The sequence below is a fragment of the Streptosporangium sp. NPDC004631 genome (genome assembly GCF_053601935.1).
The window spans coordinates 206,917-222,952 of the sequence record NZ_JBSGCR010000001.1; the positions used below are offsets into that span (position 1 = coordinate 206,917).

The 16,036-nt window shown below is 71.9% G+C and carries 14 protein-coding genes; 9 read left to right on the forward strand and 5 right to left on the reverse strand.

Features of this window, described 5'->3' with window-relative positions; translation table 11 throughout:
* Window positions 1–227 precede the first annotated feature (227 nt).
* From ACWEF2_RS00745 to hutU, 5 genes are all read right to left on the reverse strand, one after another.
* Window positions 228–1,310 (reverse strand): S-(hydroxymethyl)mycothiol dehydrogenase, encoded by a 1,083-nt coding sequence (locus ACWEF2_RS00745; protein ID WP_453810894.1) that lies wholly within the window; start codon window positions 1,308–1,310, stop codon window positions 228–230.
* A 119-nt stretch (window positions 1,311–1,429) separates the two neighbouring features.
* Window positions 1,430–2,587 carry an imidazolonepropionase gene (gene hutI, locus ACWEF2_RS00750; protein ID WP_453810895.1) on the reverse strand — a complete coding sequence of 386 codons (1,158 nt, stop codon included), beginning with the start codon at window positions 2,585–2,587 and terminating at the stop codon, window positions 1,430–1,432.
* Between the two features lie 17 nt (window positions 2,588–2,604).
* Window positions 2,605–3,942 carry a formimidoylglutamate deiminase gene (locus tag ACWEF2_RS00755; protein ID WP_453810896.1) on the reverse strand — a complete coding sequence of 446 codons (1,338 nt, stop codon included), beginning with the start codon at window positions 3,940–3,942 and terminating at the stop codon, window positions 2,605–2,607.
* Complete coding sequence (locus ACWEF2_RS00760) at window positions 3,933–5,156, reverse strand: allantoate amidohydrolase (protein WP_453810897.1); 1,224 nt, start codon at window positions 5,154–5,156, stop codon at window positions 3,933–3,935. Before ACWEF2_RS00760 ends, ACWEF2_RS00755 begins: the two co-directional genes overlap by 10 nt.
* Window positions 5,156–6,811, reverse strand: coding sequence for a urocanate hydratase (hutU, locus tag ACWEF2_RS00765; RefSeq protein ID WP_453810898.1), 1,656 nt, complete (start codon window positions 6,809–6,811; stop codon window positions 5,156–5,158). The genes ACWEF2_RS00760 and hutU overlap by 1 nt, the downstream gene beginning before the upstream one ends.
* Before the next feature lie 149 nt (window positions 6,812–6,960).
* On the opposite strand from hutU, the gene ACWEF2_RS00770 reads away from it, so the two are divergent.
* The 9 genes from ACWEF2_RS00770 (at window position 6,961) to ACWEF2_RS00810 (ending at window position 16,013) form a co-directional block, all read left to right on the forward strand.
* On the forward strand, window positions 6,961–7,740 hold the full coding sequence (locus ACWEF2_RS00770; protein ID WP_453810899.1) for an IclR family transcriptional regulator: 780 nt from the start codon (window positions 6,961–6,963) through the stop codon (window positions 7,738–7,740).
* Between the two features lie 227 nt (window positions 7,741–7,967).
* On the forward strand, window positions 7,968–9,224 hold the full coding sequence (locus tag ACWEF2_RS00775) for a Rieske 2Fe-2S domain-containing protein (protein ID WP_453810900.1): 1,257 nt from the start codon (window positions 7,968–7,970) through the stop codon (window positions 9,222–9,224).
* A complete protein-coding gene (locus ACWEF2_RS00780) occupies window positions 9,217–10,161 on the forward strand; it encodes a DODA-type extradiol aromatic ring-opening family dioxygenase (RefSeq protein ID WP_453810901.1) in 945 nt (314 codons plus the stop codon). The genes ACWEF2_RS00775 and ACWEF2_RS00780 overlap by 8 nt, the downstream gene beginning before the upstream one ends.
* A complete protein-coding gene (locus tag ACWEF2_RS00785; RefSeq protein ID WP_453810902.1) occupies window positions 10,158–11,486 on the forward strand; it encodes a M20 family metallopeptidase in 1,329 nt (442 codons plus the stop codon). The genes ACWEF2_RS00780 and ACWEF2_RS00785 overlap by 4 nt, the downstream gene beginning before the upstream one ends.
* A 34-nt stretch (window positions 11,487–11,520) precedes the next feature.
* Window positions 11,521–12,429, forward strand: coding sequence for an alpha/beta fold hydrolase (locus ACWEF2_RS00790; protein ID WP_453810903.1), 909 nt, complete (start codon window positions 11,521–11,523; stop codon window positions 12,427–12,429).
* Window positions 12,426–12,569, forward strand: a complete 144-nt coding sequence (locus ACWEF2_RS00795) for a hypothetical protein (RefSeq protein WP_453810904.1) — start codon at window positions 12,426–12,428, stop codon at window positions 12,567–12,569. Before ACWEF2_RS00790 ends, ACWEF2_RS00795 begins: the two co-directional genes overlap by 4 nt.
* A gap of 4 nt (window positions 12,570–12,573) precedes the next feature.
* Complete coding sequence (locus tag ACWEF2_RS00800; RefSeq protein WP_453810905.1) at window positions 12,574–13,461, forward strand: alpha/beta fold hydrolase; 888 nt, start codon at window positions 12,574–12,576, stop codon at window positions 13,459–13,461.
* Window positions 13,462–13,632: 171 nt separating this feature from the next.
* Window positions 13,633–14,760, forward strand: a complete 1,128-nt coding sequence (locus tag ACWEF2_RS00805; protein ID WP_453810906.1) for an acyl-CoA dehydrogenase family protein — start codon at window positions 13,633–13,635, stop codon at window positions 14,758–14,760.
* Between the two features lie 68 nt (window positions 14,761–14,828).
* Window positions 14,829–16,013 carry an acyl-CoA dehydrogenase family protein gene (locus ACWEF2_RS00810; RefSeq protein ID WP_453810907.1) on the forward strand — a complete coding sequence of 395 codons (1,185 nt, stop codon included), beginning with the start codon at window positions 14,829–14,831 and terminating at the stop codon, window positions 16,011–16,013.
* Window positions 16,014–16,036 lie beyond the last annotated feature (23 nt).

Here is a 16,036-nt window from a genome sequence, read left to right on the forward strand (position 1 = left end):
GCCTGACACCGTCCGACCTGCGTCGACGCCGCCGTCACCCGCTGTCCGGGTGCGGCGCCTCCCCGGCCCCGGCGTCCCCGCCGCGCGCACGGCGACGCGGCCCGTCGACGACAGGCGCCTCCGCGCCGTCACGACGGGCCGCGTGTCGTCACCGGCGCCGTCCACGCCCCGCGAGCCGCCTTCGAGGCCGAGAGCTCGGAGGCGGGCCGCCCGATCCGGGCACCCCGTCAGAACACCACCACCGAGCGCAGCACCTCACCCTGGCGCATTCGCTCGAACGCCTTCTCCACCTCGTCCAGGCGAATGGTCTCCGACACGAACGCGTCCAGGTCGAGGCGGCCCTGCCGGTAGAGGTCGACCAGCATCGGGAAGTCCCTGGAGGGCAGGCAGTCGCCGTACCACGACGACTTCAGCGACCCGCCCCGGCCGAAGAGGTCCAGCATCGGCAGCTCCAGCGTCATGTCCGGGGTGGGCACGCCGACCAGCACGGCGGTGCCGGCGAGATCACGCGCGTAGAACGCCTGCCTCCAGGTCTCGGGGCGGCCGACCGCGTCGACGACGACGTCGGCGCCGAAGCCGCCGGTGAGCTCGCGGATCGCCTCGACCGGGTCGCGGCGCCCCGCGTTGACCGTGTCGGTCGCGCCGAAGCCGCGGGCCCATTCGAGTTTCCGGTCGTCCAGGTCGACGGCGATGATCTTCACGGCGCCGGCCAGCCGCGCCCCCGCGATCGCCGCGTCCCCGACTCCGCCGCAGCCGATGACCGCGACCGAGTCGCCGCGCGTCACCTGGGCGGTGTTGATCACCGCACCGAGGCCGGCCATCACTCCGCAGCCCAGCAGGCCGACCGCCTCCGGCCTGGCCGGCGGCACCTTCGTGCACTGCCCGGCCGCGACCAGTGTCTTCTCGGCGAACGCGCCGATGCCGAGTGCGGCGGAGAGCGCGGTGCCGTCGGTGAGCGTCATCTTCCGGGTGGCGTTGTGGGTGGCGAAGCAGTACCACGGGCGCCCCCGCCGGCAGGCCCGGCACAGGCCGCAGACCGCGCGCCAGTTGAGGATCACGAAGTCTCCGGGCGCGACCTCGGTGACGCCTTCGCCGACGGTCTCGACGACGCCCGCCGCCTCGTGGCCGAGCAGGAACGGGAACTCGTCGTTGATCGCACCTTCGCGATAGTGCAGGTCGGTGTGGCAGACCCCGCAGGCCTGCACCTTCACCAGCACCTCGCCGGGCCCGGGGTCGGGGACGACGACGGTCTCGACCGAGACCGGCGCGCCCTTGGCGCGGGCCACGACGGCAAGGACCTCGTGGGACATGGGGACTCCTTCGGTGACGTTGTGTTTCACGTGGTTCGGCCGCTGGAGGCGAGGGCCCGCCCGCTGTGGAGGAGCCGGGATCATCGGCCCCCGGAGGCGAGGACGGCTCCCCGCCGGGGTCACCGGCCCCGGTGCCGCACGCCCCGCCGCCAGACGGCGGAGACCAGCGGGACGCCCGGCCGGTAGGCGAGGTGGACGTGGCTCGGGGCGTCGAGGACGACGAGGTCGGCGAGGGCACCGGGGGTGATCCGGCCGATGTCGTCGCGGCGCAGGGCCTGCGCCCCGCCCAGGGTGGCCGCCGTGACCGCCTCGTCCGGGGTCATGCCCATCTCGCGGACGGCGACGGCGATACAGAACGGCATCGAGCTGGTGAAGCTCGAACCGGGGTTGCAGTCGGTGGACAGCGCGACCCTCGCGCCCGCGTCCAGCAGGCGGCGGGCGCTGGGATACTCGGCGCGGGTGGAGAACTCCGCGCCGGGGAGCAGGGTGGCGACGGTCGTACCGCCGGCGAGGGCGTCCACGTCGGCGGCGTCGAGGTGGGTGCAGTGGTCGGCCGAGGCGGCGCCCAGCTCGACGGCGAGCAGCACGCCGGGCCCGTGCCGCAGCTGGTTGGCGTGCACCCGGGGGACGAGGCCCCGTCCGGCTCCCGCGGTGAGAACGGCACGGGCCTGATCGCCGTCGAAGGCCCCCCGCTCGCAGAAGACGTCGATCCAGCGGGCGTGCGGGGCGCAGGCGTCGAGCATCGGGCCGGTCACCAGGTCCACGTAGGCGTCCGGGTCGGCGGCGTACTCGGGGGGGACGACGTGCGCGCCGAGATAGGTGACCTCCTCGGTGTGGGAGGCGGCGATGCGCAGGGCGCGGGCCTCGTCCTCGACGGTGAGGCCGTAACCGGACTTGCACTCGATGGTCGTCGTGCCCTGACGGAGGGCCTCGGCGACGTAACGGGCGACGTTGGCGTCCAGCTCGGCGTCGGTGGCGGCGCGCGTCGCGGCGACGGTGACCTGGATGCCGCCCGCGGTGTAGGGACGGCCGGACATGCGGGCGTTGAACTCGGACGTGCGGTCACCCGCGAAGACGAGGTGCGCGTGCGAGTCGACGAACCCGGGAACGGCGGCCCGTCCCCCGGCGTCCACCCGGTCGTCGACGGCCGGGACCGCGGCCGCCGGCCCGACCCAGGCGATACGCTCGCCGTCGACGACGATCGCGGCGTTCTCGATCGTGCCCAGCGAGGGGTCGTTGGTGAGCAGGCTGCCGATGTTGACGATGGCGGTGGCCATATGGGCGAGATCTCCGTTCAGACGCGGGTTACCCGGGCGATCGCGTCGGCCAGGGCGGCGGGGACGTCCTCGACGAGCTGATGGACGCCGTCGCGGACGACGGCGCGCCCGCCGACCACGACGTGACGCACGTCGGCGCCGGTCGCGGCGTAGACCGCGGTCTCCGCGCCGAGCCCGGGGGGCGGGCCCGCGGTGCGTACCGAGTCGAGGGCGACGGTGGTGAAGTCGGCGAGCGCGCCCGCTTCGAGGCGGCCCGCCTCGTGCCACCCGAGGGAGGCGTGACCGTCCTCGGTGGCGGCACGCAGCAGCTGTGCGGCGGTCCAGTGGCCGCGGCGGCGGGTGCGCAGCCGCTCGTTCAGCTCCATCGCCCGCGCCTCCTCGAACAGGTCGATGACGGCGTGGCTGTCACTGCCCAGGCTGAGCGGCGAGCCGGCTCGGGCGAGGTCGGCGGCCGGTCCGATTCCGTCCGCGAGATCCCGTTCCGTGGTCGGGCACATGCAGATGGTGGTGGAGGATCCGCCGAGCAGGCGGATGTCCTCGCCGGTGAGGTGCGTGGCGTGAACCGCCGAGGTGCGGGGACCGAGCACCCCGTGCTCCGCCAGAAGCCGGGTCGGCGTGCGGCCGTGGGCTTCGAGGCAGGCGTCGTTCTCGGCGGTCTGCTCGCTGAGATGGACGTGGAGCGGGGCTCCACGCTCACCGGCCCAGCCGGCGACCGTGGCCAGCTGGTCGGCGGGCACGGCGCGCACCGAGTGGATCGCCGCGCCGACGCGGGCGTGCCCGCGCTCCCCGAGCGCGGACGCGCGCGCCGCCCAGGCGTCGGCGTCGCCGTCGCTGAAGCGGAGCTGGTGCTCGTCCGGCGCGGCGCCGAAGCCCGAGGACAGATAGCACGTGTCGAGGAGCGTGATCCTGATGCCGGCCTGCTCAGCGGCTGTGATCAGCGCCTCGCCCATCGCGTTGGGGTCGTGGTACGGGGCGCCGCCGGGTGCGTGGTGGAGATAGTGGAACTCCCCCACGCAGGTGATGCCGGCGAGCGCCATCTCGGCGTAGACCGCGCGGGCCAGGGCGAGATATCCGTCCGGGTCGAGACGGCCCGCCACGCCGTACATGATGTCGCGCCAGGTCCAGAACGTGCCGGAACCCTCCTGCGTGGTGCCGCGCAGGGCGCGGTGGAACGCGTGCGAGTGGGCGTTGGCGAGGCCGGGGACGGTCAGGCCGCGCAGTACCTCCGCGCCCGGCGGCGGCACGGCGGCACCCTCGCGCACGGCGGTGATCCGGCCGTCGGCGACCTCGATGACGACGCCGGACCTGACGGCGGCGTCCACCCAGGCGTGCTCGGCGAAGTAGATCATCCGCATGCCAGACCTTCCAGGACGTCGGCGAGCGCGGTGACCCCGGCCACGCAGTCGTCCTCCGCCGCCGTCTCCGCCGGAGAGTGGGAGACACCGGTGGGGTTGCGCACGAACAGCATGGCGGTGGGGACGGACGCGGACAGGATCCCCGCGTCGTGTCCCGCGCCCGTGGGCAGAACCGGTATCTCGTACGGCCGGGCGCCGGCCAGCAGCCCGACGACCTCGTCCCGCAGCCCGTGCGCGAACTCCACGACGGGGGTGAACGACTCGCGGGTGACCGCCACCTCGATCCCGTCCCGTTCCCCCTGTTCCAGGGCCACGCGCTCGATCTCGGCGACGAGGGTGGCCAGGGTCCGCTCGTCCGGGGCGCGCGAGTCGAGCCAGGCGCGGACGAGGCCGGGGACGGCGTTGACGCCGTTGGGCTCGACGGACATCTTGCCGAAGGTGGCCAGCGCCCCTGCCGGACCGGCCTTCGCGCGGGCGGCGATGACGGTGCCGGCATAGACCGGCATCGGGTCGCGCCGGTCCTCGATCCGGGTGGTGCCGGCGTGGTTCGCCTCGCCGCGGAAGTCGAACCGCCAGCGTCCGTGTGGCCAGATCGCGGAGGCGACGCCGATCGGCGAGGGGGTGTCCACGAGATATCGGCCCTGCTCGACGTGGAGCTCGACGAACACGCCGACGCGGGAGAGCCGTTCGGTGTCCGGGCCGATGGCGTCGGGGTCGTGGCCCGCGCGCTCCATCGCCTGGGCGAGCGTCACTCCGTCGCCGTCCCGCAGCTCCCGTGCCCTGCCGGGCGTGAGCTGCCCGGTGGTGAGACGCGAGCCGACGCAGGCGAGGCCGAAGCGGGCGCCCTCCTCGTCGCCGAAGTTGACGACCGCGAGCGGCCTGCTCGGGGTGACACCGCGCGAGCGCAGCTCGTCGAGGGCGGCGAACGAGGACACGACGCCGAGCGGGCCGTCGAACGCGCCGCCGTCCGGCACCGAGTCCAGGTGCGAGCCGGTCACCACCGCGTCGCCGGCCGCGGGGTCTCCGAGCCAGGCCCACTGGTTGCCGTTCCGGTCGACCTCGTAGGCGAGCCCGCGCTCCTTCGCCCGGGCGCGGAACCAGGCGCGGCAGTCCGCGTCGGCCGCCGTCCAGGCGAAGCGGCGGTAGCCGCCCGAGCCGGGGTCGCGGCCGATCGGCAGCAGTTCGGCCCACATCTGGTGGAACGTGGAGGGCATCAGCTCTCCCGCATCGGCACGCGGACCCCGAGCTCGCTCGCGACCTCGTCGGCGCGTTCGTAGCCCGCGTCGACGTGGCGGATGACGCCCATGCCCGGGTCGTTGGTGAGCACCCGGCGGATCTTCTCACCCGCCAGGGCCGTACCGTCGGCGACGGTGACCTGGCCGGCGTGGATGGAGCGGCCGATGCCGACGCCGCCGCCGTGGTGGATGGAGACCCAGGACGCGCCCGAGGCGACGTTGACCATGGCGTTGAGCAGCGGCCAGTCGGCGATGGCGTCCGAGCCGTCGAGCATCGACTCGGTCTCGCGGTACGGGGAGGCGACGGATCCGCAGTCGAGATGGTCGCGGCCGATGACGACGGGCGCGCTCAGCTCGCCGGCGGCCACCATGTCGTTGAACCGCTCACCGGCCCTGTCGCGTTCGCCGTAACCCAGCCAGCAGATGCGCGCCGGCAGGCCCTGGAAGTGGACCTTCTCCCCGGCCAGCTTGATCCAGCGGGCGAGCGACTCGTTCTCCGGGAACAGGTCGAGGATCGCGCGGTCGGTGGCCGCGATGTCCTTCGGATCCCCGGACAGGGCCGCCCAGCGGAACGGGCCCCTGCCCTCGCAGAACAGGGGGCGGATGTAGGCGGGGACGAAGCCGGGGAAGGCGAACGCCCGCTCGTAGCCGGCGAGCTGCGCCTCCCCCCGGATCGAGTTGCCGTAGTCGAAGACCTCGGCGCCCGCGTCCATGAAGCCGACCATGGCCTCCACATGCCGGGCCATGGACTCGCGGGCCCGGCTGGTGAAGTCGGCCGGTTTCTCGGCCGCGTAGGAGGCCATGTCGTGGAAGTCGACGCCGATCGGGAGGTAGGCCAGCGGGTCGTGGGCCGAGGTCTGGTCGGTCACCACGTCGATCGGCGCGCCGCCGGCGAGCAGGAGCGGCAGCAGTTCGGCGGCGTTGCCGAGCAGGCCGATGGAGAGCGGCCGGCGGGCGTCACGCGCCGTGACGGCGAGCTGGAGGGCGTGCTCGACGGAGTCGGCGCGTACGTCCAGGTAGCGGTGCTCGATGCGGCGGTCGATGGCGCGCGGGTCACAGTCGACGCAGATGGCGACGCCGCCGTTCATGGTGACGGCGAGCGGCTGGGCGCCGCCCATGCCGCCGAGTCCGGCGGTGAGCGTGATCGTCCCGGCCAGGGAGCCGCCGAACCTCTTCTCGGCGACGGCGGCGAAGGTCTCGTAGGTGCCCTGCAGGATGCCCTGTGTGCCGATGTAGATCCAGGATCCGGCCGTCATCTGCCCGTACATCGTGAGGCCGAGCTGCTCCAGGCGCCGGAACTCCTCCCAGTTCGCCCAGTCCCCCACCAGGTTGGAGTTGGCGATGAGCACGCGCGGGGCCCACTCGTGAGTGGTCATCACGCCGACCGGGCGGCCGGACTGGACCAGCATCGTCTCGTCCTGCTTGAGCGTCTTGAGCGTGCGGACCATGGCGTCGTAGGAGCGCCAGTCGCGGGCGGCCTTGCCCGTGCCGCCGTAGACCACGAGCTTGTCGGGGTGTTCGGCGACCTCCGGATCGAGGTTGTTCTGCAGCATTCGCAGCGCGGCCTCCTGCTGCCAGCCCTGCGTGGTGAGATCCGGACCACGAGATGCGCGGACGGGGCGTGCGCCTTCCATAGCGTCTCCCTGCCTAGGGTCGAGGGTGGTGGGTACAACAGTCCGGTTACCCGGCATGGATCCATGTAACGCCAGGCCAGAGATCCGGCACCAGGGCGGGCACCTGTCATCTGTCTGGTATCCCAGACATTCGAGGGTATTGTCGACGGATGTCCACAGTGCCGGCCGCGGCCCAGGTGCTGGCCATCCTGCGCTATCTCGCCGGACAGGCCGGCCCGGTGGCCGCCGCGGCCATCAGCCGTGACGTCCGGTTGCCCCGCTCGACGACCTATCACCTGCTCGACACGCTGATCCGCGAGGGTTTCGTCGTACACCTGCCCGAGGAGCGGCGCTACGGCCTGGGGGTGAGCGCCTTCGAACTCGCCTCCGGCTACAGCAGGCAGGCCCCGTTCCAGCGGCTGGCCCGGGTTCCCCTGGCGAGGCTGGTCGACCGCACCGGCCACAACGCGCACCTGGCCGTGCTCCACGGCCGCGAGGTCGTCTACGTCATCGAGGAACGGGCCCCCGGGCGCGCGCCGCTGATCACCGAGGTGGGGGTGCGGTTGCCCGCGCACCTGACCGCCAGCGGCCGGGCCATGCTGGCGCGTCTGTCACGGGCCCAGGTCCGGGCGCTGTTCCCCGACTCCTCGGCCCTCGTCCCGCGCAACGACGCCGGGCCGCGTTCGCCGTCGGCGCTCCGGCACCTGCTCACCGAGGTACGGCGCCGCGGGTACGCGGCGGAGGACGGGGAGATCACCGCGGGCTTCTCCTCCGTCGCGGTCGCCGTGCTGGATCACGGGGCCCATCCGATCGCGGCGGTGACCGTCACCTTCCCCGCCTCCGACGTCGGCCCGGCGCAACGTGGGCGGATCGCCGATCAGGCCGCCCAGACCGCGCACGAGCTGAGCCGCCGGGTGGGGGCACGCCCCGAACCGCTCCCCGACCGCTGAGCCCCGGCGGCGGACCGTCCCCCTCCGCCGCGGCCGAGCGGAACACACGCCCGGGCGACATCCATCGCCTCCTTCGATCCGGCCGTGGACCGCTCACCGGACCGCCGCCCGGCCGGACCCGGTTCGCTGAGCGGGATGCTCCGCTGGGCGGGCGGCCGTCCCGGTGATGGACTGCCCTTGCCTGGTCGGGCGCCATGGCGGGCGCTGTGAAGGAGATGGAGCGGCGAATGAGTGCAGGGGCGGACGCTCGCGACAGGCCGGGAAGCACCACCGGACACCGGCCGTCCCGGCGGGGAAGGCTGCCGGGACGGCAGACCTGGTCGACCTGGCCGCACTACCAGCACGCCGTCAGCGGATTCCGGGGCTACTGGTATCCGGTCGCGTTCTCCTCCCACGTCACCCGCAGGCCGAAGGCGATCACCCTGCTGGGTGAACGGATGGTCGTCATCCGGGACGCGGGCAGGGTGTACGCGCTCAAGGATCGGTGCCCGCACCGTGGGGTTCCGCTGAGCTACGGAAGCCAGCAGTTTCCCGGCACGATCTCCTGCGTCTACCACGGGTGGACCTTCGACCTGGAGACCGGCGATCTCAGGGCCGCGATCACGGACGGGCCGCGGTCCCCCATCTGCGGCAAGGTGACCCAGCCGACCTACGACGTGGCGGAGCGCCTGGGGATGGTGTGGATCTTCGTGGGAGACGGGGAGGAGGCCACGCCGATCGACGACCAGTTGCCGGAGGAACTGCGCGACAACCCCGCGGTCATCGGCGCGCGCATCCAGAGGCGCGCGGGAAACTGGCGCTTCGCGTGCGAGAACGGCTACGACGAGGGACATGCGAAATACCTGCACCGCACCTCACTGTGGCGCCTGTTCAAGGCCATGCCGGTGTGGAACGAGACCCGGATCGTACGGCGGGGCCGCTGGATCTACCGCGTGCAGGACGCCCAGCACTGGGACGCGGACTTCCCCGGCCTGGGCAGGTGGAACAACCAGGCCTGGTTCAAACTCAGACCGCCGTCCAAGGTCACGAACATCGGCAACACGGGCGGGCACCGTGAGGTCCACCCGGCGATCGCCGCCCAGGAGTTTCCCGGGTTCGCGTCGGTGAGCATGCCCGGTGTGCTGCGGATCGCCTATCCGACCTTCATCCACTACGAGTTCTACGTGCCCGTCGACGCGGAGAACCATCTCTACGTGGGCGTCATGGCCGACTTCCGGAGAGGTCTCAGATCCCTGCCGTTCTACGTCAAGTATCTCGGCGCGATCCGCTGGCTCTTCCACGGCCAGTTCTCCGGACAGGACAGGTGGATGGTCGAGGCGACCGACGCCCCGCCGGAGCGCCTCTACCGCCCCGACGACTCGTTGCTGCAGTGGCGCAGACTGGCGGAGGACACCGCCGAGGAGCGGGTCGCGCGGCTGCGGGAGTCGGGCCTGACCGTGGCGGAGGCCCGGCCGGCGACGGAGACCGGTCCCGCCGATGGCTGAGATCGTTCTTGGTGTGGGCGCCTCCCACTCGACGCTCATGAACACCCACTGGGAGCAGGTGATCCACCGGGATCGCGCGGAGCGCTTCCGCGACGGGCTGCGGAGCGCGCGTGACGCGGTCGCGGCGTCCCGGCCCGACGTCGCGATCGTCATCGGGTCGAACCACTTCCGCGGACTCTGGCTTGATCTGATCCCCTCGTTCACGCTCGGCGTCGGCGAGGTGATCTCCTCAGGCGAGGCGGGAACCCCCTCGGGCCCGCAGCCGACGGATCCGGCCTTCGCCCAGTCCGTCGCCCGGTTCCTGGTGGAGGGGGGCACCGAGGTGGCGATCTCCGCCAGGCTGCAGATCGATCACGGTCAGAGCCACGCGGTCCAGTACGTCCTCCGCGACCTCGACCTGCCCGTGGTGCCGCTGGTGGTGAACGCGTTCGCCGCGCCGCTTCCGCTCATGTCGCGCTGCGTCGAGGTGGGCCGCAACCTCGCCGCCGCGGTGGCCGCGCTGCCCGGCGGCCTGAGGGTCGCGGTCATCGCCTCGGGCGGCCTGTCGCACCGGCTGCCCTGGCCCAGCCGCTGGCAGGAGCCCGGAAACGAGGACGAGAGGTTCCTGGTCCAGTCCTGGCTCAACGGCCGGGGCGACTGGGAGCGGTACGACGCGCGACGGCGGGAGATCACCACCGCGGCCCGGCCGGCTCTCTCCCCGGACTTCGACAGAGGATTCCTCGCGGCACTGGAGAGAGGCGACCTCCAGCGGTACGCGGAGATGTCCACCGAGGACATCGAGGCGGCCGCCGGCAACGGAGGGCAGGAGTTGCGCAACTGGCTGATGATGGCGGCCGCGCTGGACTTCCGTCCGGGCCGGACACTGGCCTACGCGCCGATGCCCGAATGGCTGACCGGAATGGGCGTCGCGGTCATCGAGCCGGTGACCGCGCGGTGAACTCCGACGTCGAGCGCGAGCGGCTCGTGACCGAGGCCATGGCGTCGATCACCGAGGACCGCCTGCGGGACGCGGCCGTGTCCGTCGTCTCCATCGCCAGCCCGACCGGCGGAGAGAGCCGGCTGGCCTCCTGGCTGGCCGGTCGTCTGACCGCGGCCGGCGTCGAGGGCCGGGTGCAGCGAATCGACGACGGCCAGGCCAGCGCGGCCGGACGGCTGAGGGGGGACGGAACGGGCGCCGATCTGATGCTCTACGCGCCGATCGACACCCTGACGACCGGGGATCCCGGCCAGGACCTTCCCTGGATCGGACCGGAGCTCCGCCCCGACATGCGGGCCGAGGCGCGATGCGACGGACCTTTCGTCAGCGGCCTGGGGGCGGGCAACCCCAAGGGGCACGCGGCGTGTGTCCTCGTGGTGGCCGAGGCGCTGGCCGCGCTGCGTCCCCGGCTGGCCGGTGACCTGCTGGTGGCGTTCGGAGCGGGCGGAATGCCGACCGACGCCATCGACGGCGGCGCCTCGGGCAGGTCCAACACCGGTCACGGTGTCGGCTGCTCGTTCCTGCTCGAACGCGGCTGGCACGCCGACCACGCGGTGATCGCCAAACCCGGAGACTTCGTCGCGTACGAGGAGGTGGGGCTCTGCTGGTTCGACATCACCGTTCCCGGCGTTCACACCTACGCCGGCAGCCGGCACAGGCTGCCGTACGGCAACCCCATCGTGACCGCCGCGGAGGTCGTCACCCGGCTGGAACGGTGGCTGGCGGCCTATCCGGAGCGGCACCGTACCGCGACGGCCGCTCCACAGGGGGTGATCGGATCGATCACCGGCGGCTGGGAGCGCATGCCCGCGGTCACCCCCGCGGTCTGCCGTATCCGGCTGGACGTGCGGATCGCCCCCGGAGTCACGCCGATGGAGGTCAAGCGCGAGGTCTCGGCCTTCGTCACCGGGCTGTCCGGGGAGCTGGGCGCGGAGCCGGCGGTCGAGATGACCCTCGCCGTTCCCGGCACCCGCACCCCGCCGGAGAGCTGGATCGTGGGCAGCGCGATCCGGGCCTGGGGGCGTGTCTCCGGACGGCCGCACGAGCCGATCGCCGACAACAGCGGCGCGACGGACGCCAACATCCTGAGAGCACGCGGAGTTCCGACCGCCCGAGTCGGCATGCCCAAGGTCGTGTCGCCGGATTTCGAGGTCGACTTCGAGCGCGGGATGAACACGGTCGACGTGCGCGCCATGCGCCGGCTCTGCGAGGTGCTGCTGCGTGTGACGGTCGACTCGACCACGAGGATCCGCGCCGGGATCGACGGATCTCCGGCCTCCGGATGACATCGCATCATGAACGACGGACAAGGAGACGAGCATGGAGCCACCGATCGGGTCGTATGCCGACGCGGACGGTGTTACCTATCACTACCTCGACATGGGGGTGGGCAGCGACACCCTGTTCCTGCACGGAGGCGGTCCCGGCTGTACCGGGTGGAGCGACTTCGGGCCGGTGGCGCCGCTGTTCGCCGGGGACCGCCGCTGCCTGATCGTCGACCTCCTGCAGTACGGCGGGTCGGAGAAGTGCCTGATCAGCGGGCCGATGTGGGACTTCCACGCCGCCAAGACCGTCGCCCTGATGGACAGGCTGGGCGTCGAGCGCGCGGACTTCGTCTGCAACTCCTGGGGGGGCACGATCGCGCTCTGCCTGGCCGCCCGCCATCCGGAAAGGGTGCGCTCGCTGGTCGTCACCGGCAGCATGCCGGTCTTCTACGGACCGCTGGCGCCACTGCCGGAGGGCGCCCGCCGGGGTCGCAACGCCCGTGACGTCTACTACGGCGGTTCGGGACCCACCCGCGAGAAGATGCGCGACCTCATCACCCGGCTGGAGTGGTACGACGGCGACCGCCTCCCCGAGGCCACACTCGACCTGCGCTACCGGCAGAGCCTCGATCCGGAGGAGCGGCGGCTCGCCGCGATGTCGGACTCGCCGCGTGGCGAGTGGCAGGACCTGACCGAGGAGCTCGGGCGGATCAGCGCCCCGGTCCTGTTCGTCTGGGGAATGCACGACGCCTTCCTCACGCCCGACTATCCGCTCATGCTGGCGCGCATGGTCCCGCGCGGAAATCTGCACGTGATGGATCACGTCTCCCACCACCTTCAGGAGGAGCGGCCTTCGGCGTTCCACGCCGTCGTCACCGGATTCCTGAACTCGGTGGACGTCGACCACACGTCGGCCTCCACGGTGGACGCCGCGGACAGGGGGAATGGGGGAACGCGTCCATGACGGGAAAACCGGCGGCCGCGGCGGCCGTCGTACTGGTGGTGATCACGGTGATCGCGGTTCGCGCCCTCGCCGCCCGCAGCGGCACCCAGGTCCATCGGATCAATCAGAACAAGCCCGGCCCGGCCGATCGGCAAAGGTGACGACATGAGTATCTGGACCGAGATGAGTCCGCTGGCCCTGAGCGTTTCCCACGTCAACGCGGGTGGGGTGCCGACGCGTACTCTGCGCGCCGGATCCGGGGAGCCGGTGGTGTTCCTGCACGGGACGAGCGGTCACCTTGAGGCGTTCAGCCGCAACCTCGCCGCGCACGCCGCGGGGTACGCGTGTCACGCCATCGACATGCTGGGGCACGGCTACACCGGAAAGCCCGACCATCCGTACGAGATCCCCCACTACGTCGACCATCTGCTGGCGTATTTCGACGCGGTCGGAATCGAGCGGGCCCACGTGGTGGGAGAGTCTCTCGGCGGCTGGGTCGGGGGGCGCGCGGCGATCGACCACCCGGACCGGATCGCCAGCCTGCAGTTGCTCTGCGCCGGGGGCACCGTGGCCAACCCCGAGGTCATGGACCGGATCCGCACCAGCACCCGGCAGGCGGTGGCCTGTGACGACGTCGAACCGACCCGGCGGCGGCTGCGGCTGCTCATGGCGGATCCCGCCGACGCCACCGAGGAACTGGTGCGGATACGGCACACCATCTACCACCGGCCCGATTTCGTGTCCGGTATCGACAACCTGCTCTCCCTGCAGAACATGGAGGTACGGCAGCGCAACCTGCTCCGTCCGGACGACCTGGCGAGGATCTCCCATCCGACGCTGATCGTCTGGGGACGGCAGAACCCGTTCGGGGAGGTGCCGGAGGCGTCCGCGATGCACAGGGCCATCCCCGGCTCGCGGCTGGAGCTCTTCGAGGAGTGCGGTCACTGGCCTCAGCACGAGCAGGCCGAACGCTACAACGCACTCAGCCTGGCCTTCCTGGCCGAGAGCTCCGCGGCGGGTTTCACGGGGCGGGCGTACGGCTCGGGACGGTGATGGAGGGGCGGGAGGGGCGGGAGGGGCGACCCCCGGTTCGCTGGGTGGACTTGCCCCGTTGCTCCGGCCATCCATGGGGGGGATTATCACTAAATGTCGCATATAGAGGTTTCGGTCCAGCCGGAATCGGCCGGGAGGCTAAAGCCCGAGGTCTCCAGCGAAGGAGTTTCGATGAACGACCCGATCGTTCTGGCCTACAGCGAGGAACAGGAGCAGTTCCGGGACGTGGTCAGGGACTTCCTGTCCAAGGTCTCCCCCGAGTCCGAGGTCCGGCGGCTGATGGAGACCGACGAGGGGTTCGACCGTACGGTCTGGCACCGGATGGCCACCGATCTCGGCCTGCAGGGGCTGATCATCCCCGAGGAGTACGGCGGATCCGGAGCCTCCTTCCGTGAGCTGGGCGTGGTCCTTGAGCAGATGGGGGCCGCGCTGCTGACCGCCCCCTATCTGTCCACCTCCGTGCTGGCGACCGGCGTCCTGCTCCGATGCGACGACGACTCCGCCAGGGCCGACTACCTTCCCGGTATCGCCTCCGGGGAAACGGTCGCCACCCTGGCGGTCGCCGAGGAGTCCGGCCGCTGGGATCCGGAGGGCGTCGAGACACGGGCGGTGCGCGGGAACGGCCGCTGGAGGCTCAACGGCACGAAGGACTTCGTGCTGGACGGCCACGTCGCCGATCTCGTTCTGGTCGCGGCGCGCACGGCGTCCGGCGTCGGTCTTTTCGCGGTGGACACCCGGGCGGGCGGGGTCGGCCGTGAGCCGCTGTCCACCATGGACCAGACCCGAAAGCAGGCGCGGCTGGACTTCCGCGACGCTCCCGCACGACTGATCGGCGCCGAGGGGGCGGCGGCGGAGGTGCTGCCCGTCGTGCTCGACCTCGCGGCGGTGGCCCTCGCCGCCGAGCAGGTGGGCGGAGCCCGCAGGTGCCTGGAGATGTCCGTCGCCCACGCCGGGGAACGTGTCCAGTTCGGGCGGCCGATCGGCTCGTTCCAGGCGGTCAAGCACAAGTGCGCGGATGTCCTGGTCGAGGTGGAGTCGGCGCAGTCGATCGTCCAGCGGGCGTTGTGGGCGGCGTCGGAGCCGGGTGACGACCTGCCCGTCCTGGCCGCCATGGCCGGGTCCTACTGCTCGGACGCCTACGTCCGCGCGGCGGCCGAGAACATCCAGATCCACGGTGCCATGGGGTTCTCCTGGGAGTTCTCCGCGCACCTGTACCTCAAGAGGGCCAAGTCCTCGGAGCTGCTGCTCGGTTCGGCGGCCTGTCATCGGCGGCGTCTGGCCGGGCTTCTCGGGCTCTGAACACCCGCCGATCACGATCGCCCGTCCCCTCAGCCACCATTCCCAGAACCACCGAACGGAGACATCCCATGCCAGCGGAACCAGGCAGCGGTGAAGGACCTCCCACGGAGGCGACGGTGACCGGCCTGCTGCGGCGCCTGCTGACGGCCACGCCTCCCGCGTCCACCGACGAGACGGTTTTCCTGGAGAGACAGTTCGATCTGGGGCTCGCCTGGGTGCAGTTCCCCGTCGGATCGGGCGGCCTGGGGGCGAGCCGATCCCTGCAGGCGGTCGTCCGGCGCGTCCTCACACAGGCCGGCGCCCCCACCCAGGATGAGTATCTGCGTAACGCCCTCGGCGTCGGGATGATCGCACCCGCGCTGGTCGAACACGGCCACCGCGAGCAGTGGAACCGATGGCTCAGACCGCTTTTCACCGGGGCCGAGATCTGGTGCCAGCTGTTCAGCGAGCCGGGGGCGGGCTCGGACATCGCCGCCCTGACCACGCGGGCCGTACGTGAGGGCGGGGAATGGGTGGTGAACGGGCAGAAGATCTGGACCACCGCCGCGCATCGGGCCCGGCGCGGACTGCTGCTGGCCCGGACCGATCCGGAGGCGCCCAGGCACCGCGGCCTGACGGCGTTCGTCGTCGACATGGGCGCGCCCGGCGTGGAGGTCCGGCCGCTGCGGCAGATCGACGGATCGGCCCATCTGAACGAGGTCTTCTTCACCGATCTGCGCGTCCCGGACGCGGACCGGGTCGGTGGTGAGGGGGAGGGCTGGCAGGTGGCCCTCACCATTTTGATGAACGAGCGCGTGTCGATCGGCGGCGGCGTCGCCGACGAGGGGGGTGGGGCCATCGCCGAGGCGATCGAGCTGTGGCACCGCGCCGCCGTCCGGGACGACGTGATGCGAGATCGGCTGGTCAGGCTCTGGATCCAGGCGGAGTCGGCCCGGCTGCTCAACCTCCGCGCGGCGCGCAACTACGACACCAACGTTCCCGGCCCCGAGGGGTCGATCGCCAAGCTCGTCTACGCGCAGCTCAAGCAGCAGGTCTACGAGCTGTGCCTGGACCTGAAAGGCCCTCGGGGCATGCTCTTCGGAAGCTACGACATGCACCATCCGGAAGATCACGTTCCCGACGACTTCGAGATCCAGCGCAGGTACCTGTTCGCCCGCGGCGACTCCATCGGGGGCGGCAGCTCCGAGGTGATGAGGAACATCCTCGGAGAGCGGGTGCTCGGGCTGCCCAAGGAGCCCCGGCCGGCCGGTTGATCCGGCCCGCGCTCCCCGGGGCC